Here is an 18,231-nt window from a genome sequence, read left to right on the forward strand (position 1 = left end):
AGGAGGTCGATGATGGGCGACGTGCCCCTGCGGCTCGGCGGGTTCGGCTACGAGCACACCACCGCGGTCTTCGACGGGACCGTGCCGATCGAGGGCGCGGACGTCACCGCGACGACCGCGCCCCTGGTCTCGGACATCTTCCAGGGCATGGTGCGGGGCGAGTACGACGTGGCCGAGCTGGGGCTGACCTACTTCCTCCGGCTGTGGGACACCGCGGAATCACCGTTCCTGGCCCTGCCGGTCTTCCCGAACCGCCACTTCCGCCACTCCGCGCTGTTCGTCGACGACCGCAGCGGCATCACCCGGCCCGAGGACCTGGTGGGCCGGACGGTCGGCGAGTTCGCCCTGTGGGGGCACGACCCGGGGGTCTGGATGAAGGGCGTGCTGGCCGAGGAGCACGGGGTGACCCCGGAGCGGATGAGCTGGGTGATCGGCGGCACTGAGCACCCGCTCCCGCCGTTCTCCTGGGTGCCGCAGCCGGTGCCGGACGGGGTGAGCGTCCGCCACGCCGGTGCCGGCGAGACCCTCGTGGCGATGCTGGAGGCGGGGGAGATCGACGCCCTGCTGTCGGTGGACGTGCCGCAATCCGTGCTGGAGGGCACCGGCCGGATCCGCCGGCTCTGGCCCGATCACGAGCGGGTCGAGCGGGAGTACTTCGCGCGGACCGGCATCTTCCCGATGATGCACGTGGTGGCGATCCGCAAGGACTTCCACGCTGCCCACCCCGGCGTCGCCCGGGCGGTGTACGACGCGTTCCTGGCCGCGAAGGACCGGATCCGGCGCCAGTACCTGGACGGGGCGGCCAAGCAGCACATGGCGGTGATCACCCCGTGGTTCAGCGAGCTGTTCGCGGAGAACCGGCGGCTGATGCCGGAGGACTGGTGGCCCTACGGCGTGGCCGAGAACCGCCACGCGGTCGACACCTTCCTGCGCTACCACCACGAGCAGGGCCTTTCGCGGGAGCGGCTGACCAGCGAGGACATCTTCGTCCCGGAGCTGCTGGACACCTGAGGCCGGCCGGCCCAGACTGCTGGTCTTCGGCCACGGGCCGTGAGCGGTGCTCGACGGTGCGCCGCGCGGTGGCCTCCCGGGTACGGTCGCCTGGTGAGCGAAGATCCCGGGGCCGTCCCGGTCGAGATCGGCAACGTCCTGCACCCGGTGGCCGACGTCGAGGCCGCGGTCCGGTTCTACGCGGGCGCGTTCGGCCTGGCGACGAAGTTCGTGGACGGCGGCCGTTACGCCGCCCTCGACGCGGGCCCCACCACGCTGGCCCTCGCCGGCCCCGGGGAGGACGTCACCGGCGGGGTGCCCGCGGCCTCGTTCAAGGTGCCCGAGGTGGCCGCGGCGCTGGCTGCCGTGGTGGCGCGCGGCGGATCCGTGGTCCGCCCGCCCGAGACCGGCCCGCACGAGGTCCGCGCCGTGGCGCGCGACCCGTGGGGCAACACACTGGTGCTGTACGGGCCGCGCTGAGCTGCCGCCACCGCCCGGGGCGGCGGGCGTCGGATGCGGCCGGTGCGGCGGGTGCAGACCTGGCTCTCGTTCGCCGCGTCGACCGCGTCCCCGAGCGGAGCCGCGAACGAGCTGGCCACGGCGGCGCAATCGACTTCGCCGTTCGCGGTCGGCCCTGCTGGTGTTCACGGCGATGCCCGCCACCCTCCGGAGACCGCCCGCGACCGTGTGGGTCAGGCTTGCGCCTCGGCCGGCTTCACCCGCCGGGGCCGGGTCAGCACCATCGCCTGGCAGCCGGGCAGCGCCCGCAGTTGCGCGTGGTCGCCGGCGCGGTAGGAGCTGGGCGTCTGGCCGACCAGCTCGGTGAACCGGGCGCTGAACGAGCCCAGGCTGGTGCAGCCGACGGCGAAACAGACCTCGGTCACGCTCAGGTCGCCGCGGCGCAGCAGGGACTTGGCCCGCTCGATGCGGCGGGTCATGAGGTAGGAGTACGGCGTCTCGCCGTAGGCGTCGCGGAACCGGCGGCTGAAGTGCCCGGCCGACATCAGCGCCGTGCGGGCCAGCGCGGCCACATCGAGCGGCTGCCCGTACTCGCGGTCCATCCGGTCGCGGGCGCGCCGCAGCCTTCGCAGCTCGTCGAGGTCGGGGCGCATGCCTTCATTGTGCCTGCCGGTCGCGTGCCGGGCGGGCGCGCGGTCGAGCCCCGGTGTGCGGGCGTGCTGGCCCGGCCGTGACTCGGTCACCCTCGGGGCTCGGGCCGGCTCACCGGTCCGCCCGCGGGGTCCAGGTGTAGGGCGTGGTCGTGGTGACCGCGGTGAAGCCGAGCCGTTCGAGGATCGGGCGGCTGGCTTCGGCGGCGTCCACCTGCAGGTAGCGGACGCCACGGCCGGCGGCGAGGCGGGCGCGGTGGGCGACCAGCGCCCGGTACAGGCCCCGGCCGCGCCACCCGGGCCGGGTGCCCCCGCCCCAGAGTCCGGCGAAGCCGGTGCCGGGCACGAACTCCAGCCGCGCCGCGGAGACCAGCCGGCCGCCGGACTCCGCGACCACGTGGACCGCCGCGTCCGGGCGGGCGATCAGGTCGGCGGCCAGCGCTTCCTCGTCGGTGCCGAACACCTCGGCGCTGAGCGCGGCTATCCGCCGCAGGTCCGCCCGGCCGCGGGCCTCGCGGACCACCACGCCGCCGGGTGGCGGGGGCGAGGTGGCGACGTCGGCGAGCGCGGCGATCATGACGGTCTCGCGCGGCTCGGCCTCGAAGCCGGCCGCGAGCAGCCGCTCCGGCAGCGACGCGGGCCGGTCGTGGCCGCGGGTCTTCCATTCGAAGCCCTCCCCGCGGGCGGCGAAGCAGTCCTGCTGGCGGCGGATCAGCGCGTCCAGCGCGGGCTCGGTGACCCCCAGGTCGGGCCGGCCGGTGACGAGCCCGCGGCGGCCACCGGTCACGCGGACCACCGGCCCGTCCGGGTCCAGCCGCAGCCCGGGCTCCGGGACGGTCAGCTCGGCCCGGCGGACCTGGTCGTCGTAGGCGGCGAGCAGCAGTGCGGCGTCGGGCATGCCCGGACGCTAGCGTGGACCCCGCCCGCCCGGGGAACGGTTTTCCGGCGGCCGGGCGAAGGGGAGGCCGCAGTGCCGTACGCGGGGATCGTGCTCGCCGGTGGGGCCGCGCGCCGGCTGTCCGGTGTGGACAAACCCGGGCTGGTGGTGGGCGGCTGCTCCCTGCTCGCCCGCGCGGTGGCCGCGGCCGGCGGGGCGGAGCCGCTGGTCGTGGTCGGCCCGCAGCGGCCCGGTCACGACGGGGTGGTGTGGACGCGCGAGCCCGTGCCCGGCACCGGTCCGGTGGCCGCGCTGGCCGCGGGCCTGGCGCTGGTGCCCGCCACGGCCGAAGTCGTGGTGCTGCTGGCGGCCGACCTGCCCGGCGTGCGAAGGTCCACAGTGGACCGGCTGCGCACGGCGCGGGAAAACCGGTCCGCCGACGGCGCCCTGCTCGTCGACGAGCAGGGGGAGCGGCAGTGGCTGCTCGGCGCCTGGCGCGTGGCGGCGCTGCGAGCGGCCCTGCCCGAGCCGCCGGAGAACGCCTCGCTGCGCCGGACGCTCGGCGGGCTGTCCCTCGTGGACGTCCGCGCCGAACCGGGCGAGAGCGAGGACATCGACACGCCCGGCGACCTGGAGCGCCACCGCTAGGCCGTGTCACGCGTGTCCCGCGCTTCGCGGTCTTCACAGCTGCCATACCGGTGGTGCGGTTGCATGGCCGGACGGACCGCCGGGTTCCGGCGGGGGTGGGCGTGCCGGACGGACGGCGGCTCCCGCGAGGCGCTACGGTCGCGGGCGAGCCGCACGCACAGGACCACAGGAGGCAGAGTGACCGAGCCCGGCTACGCCGAGGGCGCGAACGGGCCGCAGTCCGGCACGCCGGCGCGGGACGCCCAGTTGCTGGAACGGACCGTGTTCGAGGTCAAGCGCATCATCGTCGGCCAGGACCGGCTGGTGGAGCGGATGCTCGTCGGGCTGCTGGCCAAGGGCCACCTGCTGCTGGAAGGCGTGCCCGGCGTCGCGAAGACGCTGGCCGTGGAGACCTTCGCGCGGGTGGTGGGCGGCTCGTTCTCCCGGGTCCAGTTCACCCCCGACCTGGTGCCGGCCGACATCCTCGGCACCCGGATCTACCGCCAGGGCGCCGAGCAGTTCGACGTGGAGCTCGGCCCGGTGGTGGCGAACTTCGTGCTGGCCGACGAGATCAACCGCGCGCCGGCCAAGGTGCAGTCGGCGATGCTGGAGGTGATGGCCGAGCGGCACGTGTCGATCGGCGGCCAGACCTTCCCCATGCCCGACCCGTTCCTGGTGCTGGCCACGCAGAACCCGATCGAGAACGAGGGCGTCTACCCGCTGCCGGAGGCCCAGCGCGACCGGTTCCTGTTCAAGATCCTGGTCGAGTACCCGACCGCCGAGGAAGAGCGCGAGATCATCTACCGGATGGGCGTCACCCCGCCGGTGCCGCACGAGGTGCTCAGCCCGGGTGAGCTGGTCCGGCTGCAGGGCGTCGCCGCGCAGGTGTTCGTGCACCACGCGCTGGTCGACTACGTGGTGCGCCTGGTGCTGGCCACCCGCACCCCGGGCGACCACGGGCTGACCGACGTGGCCGGCTGGGTGTCCTACGGCGCCTCGCCGCGCGCGAGCCTCGGCATCATCGCCGCCGCCCGCGCGCTCGCGCTGGTCCGCGGCCGCGACTACGTGCTGCCCCAGGACGTCGTCGACGTGGTGCCGGACGTGCTGCGCCACCGCCTCGTGCTGTCCTACGACGCGCTGGCCGACGGCGTGCCGGTGGAGCACATCATCACGCGGGTGCTGCAGACCGTGCCGCTGCCGCAGGTCTCGGCCCGGCCGCAGGGCGGGAGCGGGCCGGGCAGCCCGGTCCCCGCCGGCGCGCCCGTCAGGTAGGCCGGTGGCGAAGCAACCGCAGCGCGAGCGCCCGGGCTGGGCGCCGCCGGTGCTGCGCGGCGAACGGCTGGAGGCCGGGCTGCGCACCCTGGAACTCGACGTGCGCCGCCGGCTCGACGGACTGCTGCAGGGCAACCACCTCGGACTGGTGCCGGGCCCGGGTTCGGAGCCGGGCGAGGCGCGGACCTACCAGCCGGGCGACGACGTGCGCCGGATGGACTGGGCGGTGACCGCCCGCACCACCACCCCGCACATCCGGGAGACCGTGGCCGACCGCGAGCTGGAGACCTGGCTGGTCGCCGACCTGTCGGCCAGCCTCGACTTCGGCACCGCCCTGTGCGAGAAGCGCGACCTGGTGGTCTGCGCGACCGCCGCCGTCGCGCACCTGACCGGCGGGGGCGGGAACCGGATCGGCGCGCTGGTGTCGAACGGCGAAAGCACCGCCCGGATCCCCGCGCGCGGCGGCCTCGCCCACGCCCGCGGGCTGGTCCGGCGGATGGCCGAGACCCCGCGTGCGCCGGAGGGGGTGCGCGGCGATCTCGCCGACGCGCTGGAGCAGCTGCGGCGCCCGCCGCGGCGGCGTGGCCTGGCCGTGGTGATGTCCGACTTCCTCGGGCCCACGGACTGGCAGCGGCCGCTGCGCGCGCTCGGCGGACACCACGAGCTCATCGCCATCGAAGTCCTGGATCCGCGCGACGTCGAGCTGCCCGACGTGGGCACCGTTGTGCTGGCCGACCCGGAGACCGGAAAACAGCGCGAAGTGCACGCTTCCGCCTTGCTGCGCAAGGAGTTCGGCGCCGCGGCGCACGCCCACCGCCAGGAGGTCGCGGCCGCGCTGCGCCGGGCCGGGGCGGCGCAGCTCGTGCTGCGCACGGACCGGGACTGGATCGCCGACCTGGTGCGGTTCGTCGTGGCCCGCAAGCGCCGGTGGTCCGGGGGTGCGGCGTGACCGGGCTCGGGCGGGACCGATCGGGCGCTGCGCTTTCGGCCCGGGTGGCGTTTCGGGCAGCGTTTCGGACGGTGCTGAGCGGGAGCGAGGCGGGGGCATGAGCTTGACCGGTTTCACCGCGCCCTGGTGGTTCCTGCTGCTGATCCTGGTGGCCGCGGTCGCGGTGGGCTACGCGCTGGCCCAGCGGGCGCGGCGCAAGCGGGTGCTGCGGTTCGCCAACCTGGAGCTGCTGGAGAAGGTCGCGCCCAAGGCGCAGGGCTGGATCCGGCACCTGCCCGCGGTGCTGATCGTGCTGTCGCTGCTGGTGCTCACCGTCGCGCTGGCCGGGCCGACCGCCGAGCAGAAGGTGCCGCGCAACCGGGCCACGGTGATGCTGGTGATCGACGTTTCGCTGTCGATGGAGGCCACCGACGTCACGCCGACCCGGCTGAAGGCGGCGCAGGACGCGGCCACGCAGTTCGCGAAGAACCTGACCCCGGGGGTCAACCTGGGCCTGATCTCGTTCGCGGGCACGGCCACGGTGCTGGTCAACCCGACCACCGACCGGGCCGGCGTGGTGAAGGCGATCGGCGACCTGAAGCTGGCGCAGTCCACGGCCACCGGTGAGGGCATTTTCGCGGCTCTGCAGTCGATCGAGAGCTTTTCCGCCGTGGTCGGCGGCGCGGACGGGCCGCCACCCGCGCGGATCGTGCTGATGAGCGACGGCAAGCAGACCGTGCCCGAAGACCTGTACGCCCCGCGCGGCGCCTACACCGCGGCGCAGGCGGCGAAACAGGCGCACATGCCGATCTCGTCGATCTCGTTCGGCACCAGCCACGGCTCGGTCGAGATCGAGGGCCGCCCCCAGGACGTGCAGGTGGACGACAACTCCCTGCACGAGATCGCCCAGCTCTCCGGCGGCGAGTTCTACAAGGCGGCCAGCGCCGACGAGCTGAAACGGGTGTACGCCGACCTCGGTGAGCAGATCGGCTACGAGCTCAAGGACGCCGACGCGAGCAAGCCGTGGGTGGTCATCGGCACGCTGATGCTGATGGCCGGTGCGGCGGCCGCGCTGCTGATCGGGCAGCGGATCCCCTGACCCGGATCCCCCGGCCCGAAGCAGGCCGGGACACCGGCTCAGGCCCGGACCTGAGCCGGTGTCCCGGCCTGTGTCACAAAGCCTTCACGGGGTCCCGGGCACCGCGAACCCGTGCTGGCGCCACGCCTCGTAGACGCTGATCGCCGCGGTGTTGGCCAGGTTCAGGGAGCGGCTGGTCGGCAGCATCGGCAGCCGCACGCGGTCGGTCACCTCCGGGGCGTGCTGGACCTCGGGGGGCAGTCCGGCCGACTCTGGGCCGAACATCAGCACGTCGCCGGGTTCGTAGGCCACGTCGGTGTGCAGGCGGGTGGCCGAGGCGCTGAAGGCGTAGACCCGGGCCGGCCTCAGGGCGCGCCAGGCGGCTTCGAGGTCGTCGTGCACGCGGACCCGGGCCAGGTCGTGGTAGTCCAGGCCCGCGCGGCGAAGCTGCTTGTCCTCCAGGGTGAAGCCGAGCGGCCCGACCAGGTGCAGCTCGCAACCGGTGTTGGCGGCCAGCCGGATCGCGTTGCCGGTGTTCGGCGGGATTTCGGGCCGGTAGAAGAGCACGCGGAACATGGCTGGCCTTACGAGGTGGCGGGGCGGGCAGGAACGCTCGGGGCGAGCCGGGGCGGGCTCACCCGGTCCAATCTAGCGAGCACCGGCCAGCCACCCGGCCCCGCGGCCACGGGAGCCACGACGAACACCGGCGTGAAGCAGGTGGTGATCGACCGGCAGGCAGGTTGCCGACTCCGGCCGCGCTGCCCCCGGCCTGCTGTGTCGCGACTCACGGTGACCAACCGGCGGGTAACCAGCAGGGTCGAAGCGCGGTTCCCCGGCGGTCCTCGGGACGGGCGCCGCGCGCCGGAACGGTGGGGTGGCGCCGGGTGCGGAGCCGCCCGGGACGGCCGATAGCCTCCATCCGGCACGGTTCGGTCGAGCAGAGGAGAGCAGCAGTGGGACGGTCGGTCTTGGTCACCGGCGGCAACCGGGGGATCGGTCTGGCGATCGCGCAGGACCTGGCCGCCCAGGGGCACCGGGTGGCAGTCACCCACCGCGGGTCCGGCGCGCCCGAAGGCCTCTTCGGCGTACCGGCCGACGTCACGGACTCCGAGCAGGTCGACGCCGCGTTCAAGCAGGTCGAAGAGCACCAGGGGCCGGTCGAGGTGCTGGTCTCGAACGCCGGTCTGACCGACGACACGCTGCTGATGCGGATGAGCGAAGAGCAGTTCGAGCGCGTGGTGGACGCCAACCTCACCGGCGCGTTCCGGGTGGCCAAACGGGCTTCCCGCGGGATGCTGCGCGCCCGCTGGGGCCGGTTCGTGTTCATCTCCTCGGTGGTGGGCCTCTCCGGCTCGGCCGGCCAGGCCAACTACGCGGCCTCCAAGGCCGGGCTGGTCGGCTTCTCGCGCTCGCTGGCCCGGGAGCTGGGCTCGCGCAACATCACCTCCAACGTCGTCGCGCCCGGTTTCGTCCGCACCGACATGACCGATTCGCTGCCCGAGGACCGGAAGCAGCAGATCCTCGCCTCGGTGCCCTCGGGCCGCTACGCCGAGCCCGCGGAGATCGCCGCCGCCGTGCGGTACCTGGCCTCCAACGACGCCGGCTACGTCAACGGCGCCGTGCTGCCCGTGGACGGCGGCCTCGGCCTCGGTCACTGACGTCCTGATCCCCGTACACCCACGACCTGGAGGAACCCGTTGCCCGGACTGCTCGAAGGCAAGCGGCTGCTGATCACCGGCGTCATCACCGATGCCTCCCTCGCGTTCCACGCGGCCAAGATCGCCCAGCAGGAGGGGGCGAAGGTGGTGCTCACCGGGTTCGGCCGGATGTCGCTGGTCGAACGCATCGCCAAGCGGCTGCCCGAAGCGGCGCCCGTGCTGGAGCTGGACGTCACCGACCCCGAGCACCTCGGCAGCCTGGCCGGCCGGGTGCGCGAGCACGTCGACGGGCTCGACGGCGTGCTGCACTCGATCGGCTTCGCGCCGCAGACCTGCCTGGGCGCGCCGTTCCTGGACGCGCCGAGCGAGGATGTGAAGGTCGCGGTGGACGTTTCGGCCTTCTCCTTCAAGTCGCTCGCCGTGGCGGCCCTGCCGCTGCTGGCGCCGGGCGCGTCGGTCGTGGGCATGGACTTCGACGCGCGCGTGGCGTGGCCGGCCTACAACTGGATGGGTGTGGCCAAGGCCGCGCTGGAGTCGGTGAACCGGTACCTGGCCAAGGAGCTCGGACCGCGCGGCATCCGGGTCAACCTGGTCAGCGCGGGCCCGATGAAGACGATGGCGGCCAAGTCCATCCCCGGCTTCAACGAGCTGGAGGACGGCTGGAACGAGCGCGCCCCGCTCGGCTGGGACAGCTCCGACCCGACCGCGACGGCCAAGACCGTCTGCGTCGCGCTCTCGGACTGGCTGCCCGCCACCACGGGCTCGATGATCATGGTCGACGGCGGGGTGCACGCCCTCGGCATCTGAGCCGTGGCCCCGGAGCAACGGCCCCCGCGCGGTAGTTCGCGCGGGGGCCGTTCGCGGTCTTCGGCGGCAAAACGAGCCCGGCTCGGCGTGGGGGCGGCCACAGCGGCAAGATGGGCGGGTGGGTTACGACGCGTTGCTATGGCTTTCGTTCGGTGGTCCGGAGGGTCCCGACGAGGTGATGCCCTTCCTGGAGAACGTCACCCGGGGCCGGGGCGTGCCGCGCGAGCGGCTGCTCGAGGTGGCCGAGCACTACCAGCACTTCGGCGGGGTCTCGCCGATCAACCGGCTCAACCGCGCGGCCATCGCGGCGGTGGAGGAGCACCTGGCGGCCGAGGGGTTCGGGTTGCCCGTGCACTTCGGCAACCGCAACTGGCACCCGATGGTCGAGCAGACGCTGGCCGAGATGAAGGCCGGCGGCGTGCGGCGCGCGCTGGTCTTCCCGACCAGTGCCTACGGCGGCTACTCGGCCTGCCGTCAGTACGACGAGGACATCGAGCGCGCCCGGGCCGCGGTCGGCGAGGACGCGCCGGAGCTGGTGAAGCTGCGCCAGTTCTTCGACCACCCGCTGTTCGTCTCGGCGGTCGCGGACGCGGTGCGCGCGGCCCACGCCCGGCTCGGTGACCGGCCCGGCACCCGGACGGTGTTCACCGCGCATTCGGTGCCGGTGAGCGCCGACCGCGCCGCGGGCCCGCCGTCGGACGGCGGTCACCGCTACTCCCGGCAGATCGCCGAGGCGGCCCGGCTGGTCGCGGCCGAGGCGGGCATCGCGGAGTACGACGTGGTGTGGCAGTCGCGGTCGGGACCGCCGCAGGTCCCGTGGCTGGAGCCGGACATCGTCGACCACATCGACGCCCTGCACGAGCGCGGGGCCGAGTCCGTGGTGGTCAGCCCGATCGGTTTCGTGTCCGATCACCTCGAGGTGATCTGGGACCTGGACAACGAGGCCGCCGAGCGGGCCGCCGAGCACGACATGGCCTTCGCCCGCGCCGCCACGCCCGACTCCGACCCGCGCTTCGCCGAGCTGGTGGTCGAGCTGATCCGCGAGCAGGTGGCGGACGCACCGGCGCGGAAGCTCTCCACGTTCCCGATGGCGGGCTGCACGCGCAACGGCGAGCCTTGCGCGATCGGGTGCTGCGAACCGGCCCGGCGCCCGGCGGCCCGGCCCGCCTGAGCCCGCTCAGGGGTGGCGGTCACCCTGGTCCGAGAACACCCGCACCGCCTCGTTGACCGCCGCGGCCCGGGCCGTGCGGACCGCGTCGGCCAAGGGGCGCAGGGCTTCGGCTCGCTGCACCGCGGCGGAAGCGGACAGGGCGCCCCCGGGGTCGTCGGTGCGGGCGATGGCGAGGATGGCCGAAACCTCCTCCGCGCGCTGAAGCACGCGAAGCGACCGCGGGGGCATGCCCGCCGGCCATTCGACCTGGGGCCGGGCGCGCAGGTGGGCCGAAAGCTCGGCGCGGACGCTCGGGCGGTCGCTGGCCACGTCCAGGGCCTGCAGGGCGCCGGCGCTCGCGCGGATGGCGTCGGTGAGGCCGTGCTCGGCATCGGGCAGGGACTGGTACTCCAGGGGGGCCGGGGCGGTCAGCGAGTAGACGGTCCAGCGCACCAGGCCCTCGGCCACCGGCTCCGGGACCAGGCCGAAGCCCAGCTCGCCGAGCACCACCGCGTCGCCGCTGCGCAGGGCCGCCTCGGCGAACGGGCCACCGCCGCCCAGTCCCCGGACGTCACCGGGGACCGGGAGCACGAGCTGGGCGCACTTGGCACCCTGGGCGCGCAGCGCCATCATCAGCTGGACCGGGGTGGCCGCGCGGTTGAAGGCCAGCGGCAGTTCGAAGGCGTCGGCCGCGGGTGCGTCGGCCGCCACCACGTCGTGCGCCTCACCCCAGGCTTCGAGGGAGTCGAGCACGTCGTCGGAAGCCGCGGCTCCGTTCAGCCACGCGGAGGACCAGACAGCGAGAGTCGCACTGGGACGGCACACGACGCCCTATTTTACCCGCCGCCCGGCGGGGACGATCGAGTGCCCACGCTGGAGTCGCTCCACATCGACGTACTCCCGAACACTCAGTAGCGTCGAAGGGGTGAACGCTGTTCCAGACGGTTTTCCCCGCACCGCCGGCGAGCTCCGCGCCGCCGGCCACCACGCCCCGCGCCCCATCGCGCGCGAGATCCACGACAACCTCCTCGAAGCCCTCCGTGACGGCCGCGACGCGTGGCCCGGCATCGTCGGCTTCTCCCGCACCGTGCTGCCGCAGCTCGAACGCGCGCTGCTGGCCGGGCACGACGTCGTCCTGCTCGGCGAACGCGGCCAGGGCAAGACCCGCCTGCTGCGCACCCTGGCCGGGCTGCTCGACGAGTGGACGCCGGTGATCGAGGGCGCCGAGCTGGGCGAGCACCCGCTCGAGCCGATCACCCCCGCGTCGATCCGCCGCGCCGCCGAGCTGGGCGACGAGCTGCCCGTGGCCTGGCGCCACCGCAGCGAGCGCTACACCGAGAAGCTGGCCACCCCGGACACCTCGGTCGGCGACCTGATCGGCGACGTCGACCCGGTCAAGGTGGCCGAGGGCCGCAGCCTCGGCGACCCCGAAACGATCCACTTCGGCCTGGTGCCGCGGGCCCACCGCGGCATCGTGGCGATCAACGAGCTGCCCGACCTGGCCGAGCGGATCCAGGTCGCGCTGCTGAACGTGATGGAGGAGCGCGACATCCAGGTCCGCGGCTACACCCTGCGGCTGCCGCTGGACGTGCTGCTCGTCGCCACGGCCAACCCCGAGGACTACACCAACCGCGGCCGGATCATCACCCCGCTCAAGGACCGCTTCGGCGCCGAGATCCGCACGCACTACCCGCTGGAGGTCGAGGCCGAGGTGGCCGTGGTGCGCCAGGAGGCGAACCTGGTCGCCGAGGTGGGGGAACCGCTGCTGGAGGTGGTGGCCCGGTTCGTGCGCAACCTGCGCGAGTCGCCGGTGGTCGACCAGCGCTCGGGGGTGTCCGCACGGTTCGCGGTGGCCGCGGCCGAGACCGTAGCCGCCGCGGCGCTGCGCCGGTCCGCGTTGATCGGTGAAGAGCCGCCCGTCGCCCGCCCGGTCGACCTCGACGCGGTGCCCGCCGTGCTGCGCGGCAAGATCGAGTTCGAGCCGGGGGAGGAGGGACGCGAGGTCGAGCACCTGGTGCACCTGATGCGCCGGGCCGTGGCGGAGACCGCGCGCGAGCGCTTCGCCGGGCTGGACCTGCGCCCGCTGTCCGACGCGGTGGCCGACGGGCACCTGGTGGCCACCGGCGAGCGCGTGCCCGGCAAGGACGTGCTCGCCGCGCTGCCGGAGCTGCCGGTGCTGCACGAGGTCGCCCAGCGGGCCGGGGTGGCCGCCGACGAGCCCGCGGGCCGGATCGCCGCGGCCGTCGAGCTGGCGCTGGAGTCGCTGTTCCTGGCCCGGCGGCTGGCCAAGGACTCCGACGAGCACACCACGGTGTACGGCCAATGAGGCGCCCGCCGACGTGCCTTTCCTCGCGGAGGCGGCAGTGACCCCGCCGACGTGCTCTTCCCCGCGGAGGCGGCGATGACCCCGCCGACGTGCTCTTCCCCGCGGAGGCGGCAATGACACAGTTTCCCGAGGGGGAGGGTTACGCCTACGGCCCGTGGCACGACGGCCCGGATCCGCTGGCGCCGCCGGCGGACCTGCGGGACGCGCTGGACGAGATCGGCCGTGAGGTGATGGCCGGCTCGTCGCCGCGGTCCGCGCTGGAGGAACTGTTGCGGCGCGGCACCGAGCGCACCGCGGGGCTCGACGAGTTGTCGCGGCGGCTGTGGCAGCGCCGTTCGGAGATCCAGCGCCGCCACCGGCTGGACGGGACGCTGCAGGAGGTCCAGCAGCTGCTGAGCGAGGCGCTGACCGCCGAGCGCCGGGAGTTGTTCCCGGACCCCGACGACGACGCCCGGTTCCGCGAAGCCCAGCTGGACGCGCTGCCGCCGGGCACCGCCGCGGCCGTGCGGGAGCTGAACGAATACGACTGGCGCTCGTCGGAGGGCCGCGAGAAGTACGGGAAGATCCGCGACCTGCTGGGCCGGGAACTGCTGGACTCGCGGTTCCAGGGCATGAAGGAGGCGCTGCAGAACGCCGGGCCTGAAGACGTCGAGCAGATCAACCGGATGCTCGGCGACCTCAACGCCCTGCTGGCCGCGCACGCCCAGGGCGCCGACGACATCGAGGAGCGGTTCGCCGGGTTCATGAACCGCCACGGGGAGTTCTTCCCGGAGAACCCGCGGACGGTCGAAGAGCTGATCGACGTGCTCGCCGCCCGCGCGGCCGCCGCCCAGCGGATGATGAACTCGATGTCGGCCGAGCAACGGGCCGAGCTGGCCGAGCTGTCCCGGCAGGCGTTCGGCGACCCGCGGCTGGCGCAGCAGCTCTCGGCGCTCGACGCGCAACTGCAGTCGTTGCGGCCGGGGGAGGACTGGACGTCCTCGGAGCGCTTCCGCGGGCAGGACCCGCTGGGCCTGGGCGAGGGCGCGCAGGCCATGGCCGACCTGGCCGAGCTGGACGGACTGGCCGAGCAGCTCGGCCAGTCCTACCCGGGCGCGCGGCTGGAGGACATCGACCTCGAAGCACTGGAGCGCCAGCTCGGCCCGGATGCCGGCGTCGACGCGCGGCGCCTGTCCGAGCTGGAGCGGGAGCTGCGCCGTCAGGGCCTGTTCGAACGGGCCGCGGACGGCGCGCTCCGGCTCTCGCCCAAGGCCCTGCGGCGCCTGGGCGAGACCGCGCTGTCGGACATCGTGAACGCGCTGCGCGGCAAGACCGGCGACCGGGAGACCGAATCGGCCGGCGCGGCGGGCGAGCCGACCGGGGCGGGGCGGCCCTGGCGGTTCGGGGACATGCAGCCCTGGGACGTGCCGCGCACGGTGCGCAACGCCGTGCTCCGCTCGACCTCGCTGGGCTCGCGCGAGGTCACCCTCGAGGTCGAGGACGTCGAGGTGGTGGAGACCGAGCACCGCTCGCGCGCGGCGGTCGCGCTGTTGGTGGACACCTCGTGGTCGATGGTCCAGGAGGGCCGCTGGCTGCCGATGAAGCGCACCGCGCTGGCACTGCACCAGCTGATCAGCACCCGGTTCCGCAACGACGCGCTGCAGCTGATCACCTTCGGCCGCCACGCGATGCCGGTGGACCTGCCGGAGCTGATCGGCCTGGAGGGCACCTGGGAGCAGGGCACCAACGCCCACCACGCGCTGCTGCTGGCCGGGCGGCACCTGCGCCGTCACCCGGACGCCCAGCCGGTGGTCCTGATGGTCACCGACGGCGAGCCCACGGCCCACCTGGAGCCCGACGGCGAGGCGGTCTTCGACTACCCGCCGGACCCGCGCACCATCCACAAGACACTGTCCGAAGTGGATCGGATCGCCAAGCTCGGCGCCTCGGTCACGGTGTTCCGGCTCGGGGACGACCCGCGGCTGGAGGCGTTCGTGGACCTGATCGCCCGCCGCTGCGGCGGCCGGGTGGTGGCGCCGGACGTGGACGGGCTCGGCGCCGCCGTGGTCAACGACTACCTGCGCACGCGGCGGCGGTAGCGCGAACCGGGCCCGGGACCGGATGCCGGTCCCGGGCCCGGCCCGTCACCGGCCGCGGTAGCCCGGCGAGGGGTTCGGCCGGACGGTCAGCGGCGAGCGGTGCGTGCCGTAATCGGTCCAGGTGATGTTCCCGAGGCCGCCGGTGCGGCCGTCCAGGTTCCACACCGCGACGGCGATCGTGTTGCGGCCGTCCGGGTTCAGCACGCCGTTCGGGATCGGGAAGCTGTGCTGCGGCCCGAGGTAGTTGACGTACTGGCCGAGCTGCCAGCCGTTGACGAACAGCAGCGCGCGGTACTGCCGGCCCGGGTCGTCGGTGATGGTCAGGCCGAGTGAGGTGTCCTGGCCGTGCGGCAGGTCGAGGTTCGCGGTGGTCCGGTACCAGGACACGCCCGGGGTGGCGTCCTTCGAGGGCAGCGTCGCCGGCTGCCAGCCCGCGTCGGGGAACCCGGGCAGCGACCAGCCGGCCCGCTCGCCGTACAGGCCGCCGTTGTTGAGCGGGCCGCGGACCGGGTCGGCGCCCTGCTCGCCGCCGCGCACGCCCTGCAGCCGCCAGGTCACCGGGGTCTGCGGCGTCCCGGTCAGCTGCGCCGAGGTGAGCCCGCGCGCGGCCTTGTTGCCGTTGGCGGCGTTGTAGTCCTCCTCGTGCCCCATGTTCACGGTGAGCACGGAGACCTCGTTCTCGCCCGGTTTCACCGCTCCGGCCGGGAACGGGAACGTGTGCTGCTGGGTGGTCGAGCTGCCCAGGAAGACCCCGTTCAGCCACACCGAGAACGCACCCGCCGGTCCGCCGCTCTGGCTGGTGAGGGCGATGCCGGTGGTCGCGCCACCGCCGGTGAACCGGCCGCGGTACCAGGTGTTGCCGGTGTGGAAGCCGTAGTCGTCGGCGAAGAGCACCGGCTTGGTCCCGGGCGTGGTGGTGCTGTTGCTGCGGTCCTTGTCGGCGACCGGCCACGACGAGTCGTCGAAGCCCGGCGCGCTCTCCGGCGACTCCGGCTGGTGCTTCCAGCCGGTGAGCGCCGGCAGGTTCACCGGCTTCGCCGTCGGGAGCGTGCCAGTCCGGCTGCCGCTGGCGGTCGGGCTCGTCGCCACCGGCTGCCCGTTCCAGGTCAGCAGGCCGGAGCCGAAGACCTCGAACGCGCCGTCGGTGCCGGTGTCGCCGGTCAGGGCGAGGCGCCCGGGCCGGGTGGTCGCCGTGCGCAGCAGGTCGGTGCCGCGCACCAGCACCGGGCCGGCCGCGGTGTCCTGGCGCCAGAAGGTGGCGGCCGTGGCCTTGTCCGCCAGCAGCAGGAGCAGCGGCCGGCGGCCGGGGCTGCTGACCAGCACCCGGGTCAGCCCGGTGTGGGTGTAGTTCAGCCGCAGGTCACCGCGGGCGGCGTCCCAGGTGCTGGTGGCCGAGCCGCCGAGGATCTGGACCTTCGGCTGCTGGGCGAACCGCAGCAAGGTCTCACCCGGCCCGCCGTGATCGCCGTAGAGCACGGCCAGGTCGCGCCCGCCGGTGGTGGCCGAGGTCATGACCTCCGAGGTCGAGTACTGCATCCGCGTCTGCCCGAGGTCGTACCCGGCGACGACGATCTTCGACTGCCGCCCGTCCAGCGTCAGGCCGGTGCCGGGCTGCTGCGGCACCACCGGGTAGTAGTCGTTGCTCGCCGCGAGCAGGTCGACCGCGTCCACGACGACGAACGGCCCGGTCGCCTTCGGGTTCTTCCGGCCGGTGACCACGATCTTGAGCGTGTGCGCCCCCGCGGCCAGCCCGCGCGCCTCGTAGCCGGTGATCTGGTTCTGCTTGCTCGTGGCGTACAGGTCGATCGTGCTGACCTTGGCGTCGTCGAGGTAGACGTCGGCGATCCCGTGGCTCGGGTCCTTCGAGGTGACCCAGCGGATCCCGGTGCCGGTGAACGGGATGCTCACGCTGTCGCCGGTGACCTCGGAGAACGACTCGGTGTGCTGGTAGTCGCCGCCGGTGTAGTCGACCTCGGACCCGGGGTGGGACCAGGTGCCGGTGTAGCCGAGCTCGGGCGCGCGGTCGTCGTAGGTGTACCCGGCGTGCGCGGCGAGGTCGAGCGAAAGGCTCGTGGTGTTCTTGTCGTTCGACGTCGAGTCGGTGTGGCGCAGGGTGTGGAACTGGGTGTGGGTGTCCGGGTTGATCCGGGCGGTGTCGGTGAGCGACGCGTCGGTCAGCGGCGCCGCGCCGAGCACCTCGGTCTTGGTCAGCGGGGCGGTGGACTGGGTGAAGTAGCCGATCAGCTTGTCCTCGGCGTACTTCGGGTCGAACTGCCGCCCTTCGGTGATCGCCGCGCCGTAGTCGTAGGAGGTGTAGTTCTGCGGGATGGCGCTCCAGCCCCACGAGGTGCCGCCGTGGAGCATGTAGAAGCTCTGGCCGGTGGCGCCGACCGCGATGTTCTGCTTGTAGAACACGTCGGCGAACTTGTCGTTGATCAGCTGGGCGCACTTGGCGTAGCCGGGCCCGCCCCACGGGTCGAACGCGCCGCCCTGGAACTCGGCGGTGATCAGCGGTTTCCCGGGCGCGTGGTCGTAGCTGATGTCCGGGACGCCGTTCCACTTCTCCGGGTGCGAGCAGTCGAAGCCCTGCGGGTAGGAGTCGGCGGCGTCCACGTCGAGCGCGGCCTCACCCGCGTTGAAGGTGCCGTTGTTGTTGCCCACCAGCGGAACGGTGATGCCGTCGGCGTGGGCCTTGTCCTCCAGGTGCTTCATGTAGGCGCGCCCGTCGGCCCCACCGTTGTAGTACTCGTTCTCGACCTGGTAGGCGAGCACGCTGCCGGTGCCGTTGGTCAGCTGGTGGCGCGCGATGATCCGGTCGATCTGCGTCTGCCACTCGTCGGAGTACTTCAGGTAGACCGGGTCGGCGCTGCGGGTGTGCCCGGGGGTGGTGGACAGCCAGGTCGGGAAGCCGCCGCCGTCGACCTCGGCGTTGATGTAGGGCCCGGGCCGCGCGATCACGTAGAGGCCGGCCTGCTGGGCCAGGTCGAGCAGCCGGTCGAGGTCGCGGACGCCGCTGAAGTCGTAGACGCCCGGGCGCGGCGAGTGGTAGCCCCAGTCGAAGTAGAGCGAGGTCGAGTTGAAGCCGGCCGCCTTCATCTTCTGGAAGATGTCGAGCCACAGGTCCGGGCTGGGCAGCCGGTAGGAGTGGAACTCCCCGGACCACAGGTAGGTCCGCTGCCCGTCGACCAGGAACGAGTAACCGTCGTAGCTGACGGTGTGGCCCGGTTTCGGCGGCGGCGCGGCGGCGGCCGGGTGCGCGGCGGCCACGCCCGAGAGCGGGAGGACCACCGAGAGCAGGGCGGCGAGCAGCATCCGGACGGTGCGCATGGGC

Annotated in this window: 16 protein-coding genes; 11 read left to right on the top strand and 5 right to left on the bottom strand. The window is 73.7% G+C overall.

Annotated elements, in window-relative coordinates; translation table 11 throughout:
* The first annotated feature begins 12 nt into the window (after nucleotides 1-12).
* Nucleotides 13-1,011 (top strand): 4,5-dihydroxyphthalate decarboxylase, encoded by a 999-nt coding sequence (locus NYF13_RS17310; RefSeq protein WP_315658071.1) that lies wholly within the window; start codon nucleotides 13-15, stop codon nucleotides 1,009-1,011.
* A 93-nt stretch (nucleotides 1,012-1,104) separates the two neighbouring features.
* Nucleotides 1,105-1,470, top strand: a complete 366-nt coding sequence (locus NYF13_RS17315; RefSeq protein WP_315658073.1) for a VOC family protein — start codon at nucleotides 1,105-1,107, stop codon at nucleotides 1,468-1,470.
* A 212-nt stretch (nucleotides 1,471-1,682) separates the two neighbouring features.
* On the opposite strand, the gene NYF13_RS17320 is transcribed toward NYF13_RS17315, so the two are convergent.
* Nucleotides 1,683-2,102: a helix-turn-helix transcriptional regulator gene (locus NYF13_RS17320; RefSeq protein WP_315658074.1), complete on the bottom strand. Its 420-nt coding sequence runs from the start codon at nucleotides 2,100-2,102 to the stop codon at nucleotides 1,683-1,685.
* Nucleotides 2,103-2,211: 109 nt separating this feature from the next.
* Nucleotides 2,212-2,997: a GNAT family N-acetyltransferase gene (locus NYF13_RS17325; RefSeq protein ID WP_315658076.1), complete on the bottom strand. Its 786-nt coding sequence runs from the start codon at nucleotides 2,995-2,997 to the stop codon at nucleotides 2,212-2,214.
* A 72-nt stretch (nucleotides 2,998-3,069) separates the two neighbouring features.
* Here NYF13_RS17325 and NYF13_RS17330 point away from each other — a divergent pair, with 72 nt between their 5' ends.
* From NYF13_RS17330 to NYF13_RS17345, 4 genes are all read left to right on the top strand, one after another.
* Nucleotides 3,070-3,624 (top strand): nucleotidyltransferase family protein, encoded by a 555-nt coding sequence (locus NYF13_RS17330; RefSeq protein ID WP_315658078.1) that lies wholly within the window; start codon nucleotides 3,070-3,072, stop codon nucleotides 3,622-3,624.
* A gap of 177 nt (nucleotides 3,625-3,801) precedes the next feature.
* Nucleotides 3,802-4,875: a MoxR family ATPase gene (locus NYF13_RS17335; RefSeq protein WP_315658080.1), complete on the top strand. Its 1,074-nt coding sequence runs from the start codon at nucleotides 3,802-3,804 to the stop codon at nucleotides 4,873-4,875.
* Nucleotides 4,876-4,879: 4 nt separating this feature from the next.
* The gene (locus tag NYF13_RS17340) at nucleotides 4,880-5,824 is read left to right on the top strand and encodes a DUF58 domain-containing protein (protein ID WP_315658082.1); all 945 of its coding nucleotides are present in this window, start codon (nucleotides 4,880-4,882) and stop codon (nucleotides 5,822-5,824) included.
* Between the two features lie 97 nt (nucleotides 5,825-5,921).
* On the top strand, nucleotides 5,922-6,902 hold the full coding sequence (locus NYF13_RS17345) for a VWA domain-containing protein (protein WP_315658084.1): 981 nt from the start codon (nucleotides 5,922-5,924) through the stop codon (nucleotides 6,900-6,902).
* Nucleotides 6,903-6,986: 84 nt separating this feature from the next.
* Here NYF13_RS17345 and NYF13_RS17350 read toward each other — a convergent pair whose 3' ends face one another.
* On the bottom strand, nucleotides 6,987-7,457 hold the full coding sequence (locus NYF13_RS17350) for a tRNA (cytidine(34)-2'-O)-methyltransferase (protein WP_315658085.1): 471 nt from the start codon (nucleotides 7,455-7,457) through the stop codon (nucleotides 6,987-6,989).
* A gap of 377 nt (nucleotides 7,458-7,834) precedes the next feature.
* On the opposite strand from NYF13_RS17350, the gene NYF13_RS17355 reads away from it, so the two are divergent.
* The 3 genes from NYF13_RS17355 (at nucleotide 7,835) to NYF13_RS17365 (ending at nucleotide 10,517) form a co-directional block, all read left to right on the top strand.
* A complete protein-coding gene (locus NYF13_RS17355) occupies nucleotides 7,835-8,539 on the top strand; it encodes a beta-ketoacyl-ACP reductase (protein WP_315658086.1) in 705 nt (234 codons plus the stop codon).
* A 39-nt stretch (nucleotides 8,540-8,578) separates the two neighbouring features.
* Nucleotides 8,579-9,346 (top strand): enoyl-ACP reductase FabI, encoded by a 768-nt coding sequence (gene fabI / locus NYF13_RS17360; RefSeq protein WP_315658088.1) that lies wholly within the window; start codon nucleotides 8,579-8,581, stop codon nucleotides 9,344-9,346.
* Between the two features lie 118 nt (nucleotides 9,347-9,464).
* Nucleotides 9,465-10,517, top strand: a complete 1,053-nt coding sequence (locus NYF13_RS17365) for a ferrochelatase (RefSeq protein ID WP_315658090.1) — start codon at nucleotides 9,465-9,467, stop codon at nucleotides 10,515-10,517.
* A gap of 6 nt (nucleotides 10,518-10,523) precedes the next feature.
* On the opposite strand, the gene NYF13_RS17370 is transcribed toward NYF13_RS17365, so the two are convergent.
* Nucleotides 10,524-11,321 carry a hypothetical protein gene (locus NYF13_RS17370; protein ID WP_315658092.1) on the bottom strand — a complete coding sequence of 266 codons (798 nt, stop codon included), beginning with the start codon at nucleotides 11,319-11,321 and terminating at the stop codon, nucleotides 10,524-10,526.
* A 100-nt stretch (nucleotides 11,322-11,421) separates the two neighbouring features.
* On the opposite strand from NYF13_RS17370, the gene NYF13_RS17375 reads away from it, so the two are divergent.
* Nucleotides 11,422-12,822 carry an ATP-binding protein gene (locus tag NYF13_RS17375; protein WP_315658093.1) on the top strand — a complete coding sequence of 467 codons (1,401 nt, stop codon included), beginning with the start codon at nucleotides 11,422-11,424 and terminating at the stop codon, nucleotides 12,820-12,822.
* Between the two features lie 113 nt (nucleotides 12,823-12,935).
* Complete coding sequence (locus NYF13_RS17380) at nucleotides 12,936-14,900, top strand: VWA domain-containing protein (RefSeq protein WP_315658095.1); 1,965 nt, start codon at nucleotides 12,936-12,938, stop codon at nucleotides 14,898-14,900.
* A gap of 45 nt (nucleotides 14,901-14,945) precedes the next feature.
* Here the strand turns inward: NYF13_RS17380 and NYF13_RS17385 are convergent, their stop codons facing one another.
* Nucleotides 14,946-18,227, bottom strand: a complete 3,282-nt coding sequence (locus tag NYF13_RS17385) for a beta-galactosidase (protein WP_315658096.1) — start codon at nucleotides 18,225-18,227, stop codon at nucleotides 14,946-14,948.
* Between the last annotated feature and the right edge of the window lie 4 nt (nucleotides 18,228-18,231).

This window comes from Amycolatopsis sp. PS_44_ISF1, from assembly GCF_032335455.1.
Classification (GTDB): Bacteria; Actinomycetota; Actinomycetes; order Mycobacteriales; family Pseudonocardiaceae; genus Amycolatopsis.

What these genes read in the sequence shown, in the direction of transcription:
- NYF13_RS17310 (WP_315658071.1), top strand. Translation starts at nt 13, where the DNA reads ATGGGCGACGTGCCCCTGCGGCTCGGCGGGTTCGGCTACGAGCACACC.
- NYF13_RS17320 (WP_315658074.1), bottom strand. Translation starts at nt 2,102, where the DNA reads ATGCGCCCCGACCTCGACGAGCTGCGAAGGCTGCGGCGCGCCCGCGAC.
- NYF13_RS17325 (WP_315658076.1), bottom strand. Translation starts at nt 2,997, where the DNA reads ATGCCCGACGCCGCACTGCTGCTCGCCGCCTACGACGACCAGGTCCGC.
- NYF13_RS17345 (WP_315658084.1), top strand. Translation starts at nt 5,922, where the DNA reads ATGAGCTTGACCGGTTTCACCGCGCCCTGGTGGTTCCTGCTGCTGATC.
- NYF13_RS17350 (WP_315658085.1), bottom strand. Translation starts at nt 7,457, where the DNA reads ATGTTCCGCGTGCTCTTCTACCGGCCCGAAATCCCGCCGAACACCGGC.
- NYF13_RS17380 (WP_315658095.1), top strand. Translation starts at nt 12,936, where the DNA reads ATGACACAGTTTCCCGAGGGGGAGGGTTACGCCTACGGCCCGTGGCAC.
- NYF13_RS17385 (WP_315658096.1), bottom strand. Translation starts at nt 18,227, where the DNA reads ATGCGCACCGTCCGGATGCTGCTCGCCGCCCTGCTCTCGGTGGTCCTC.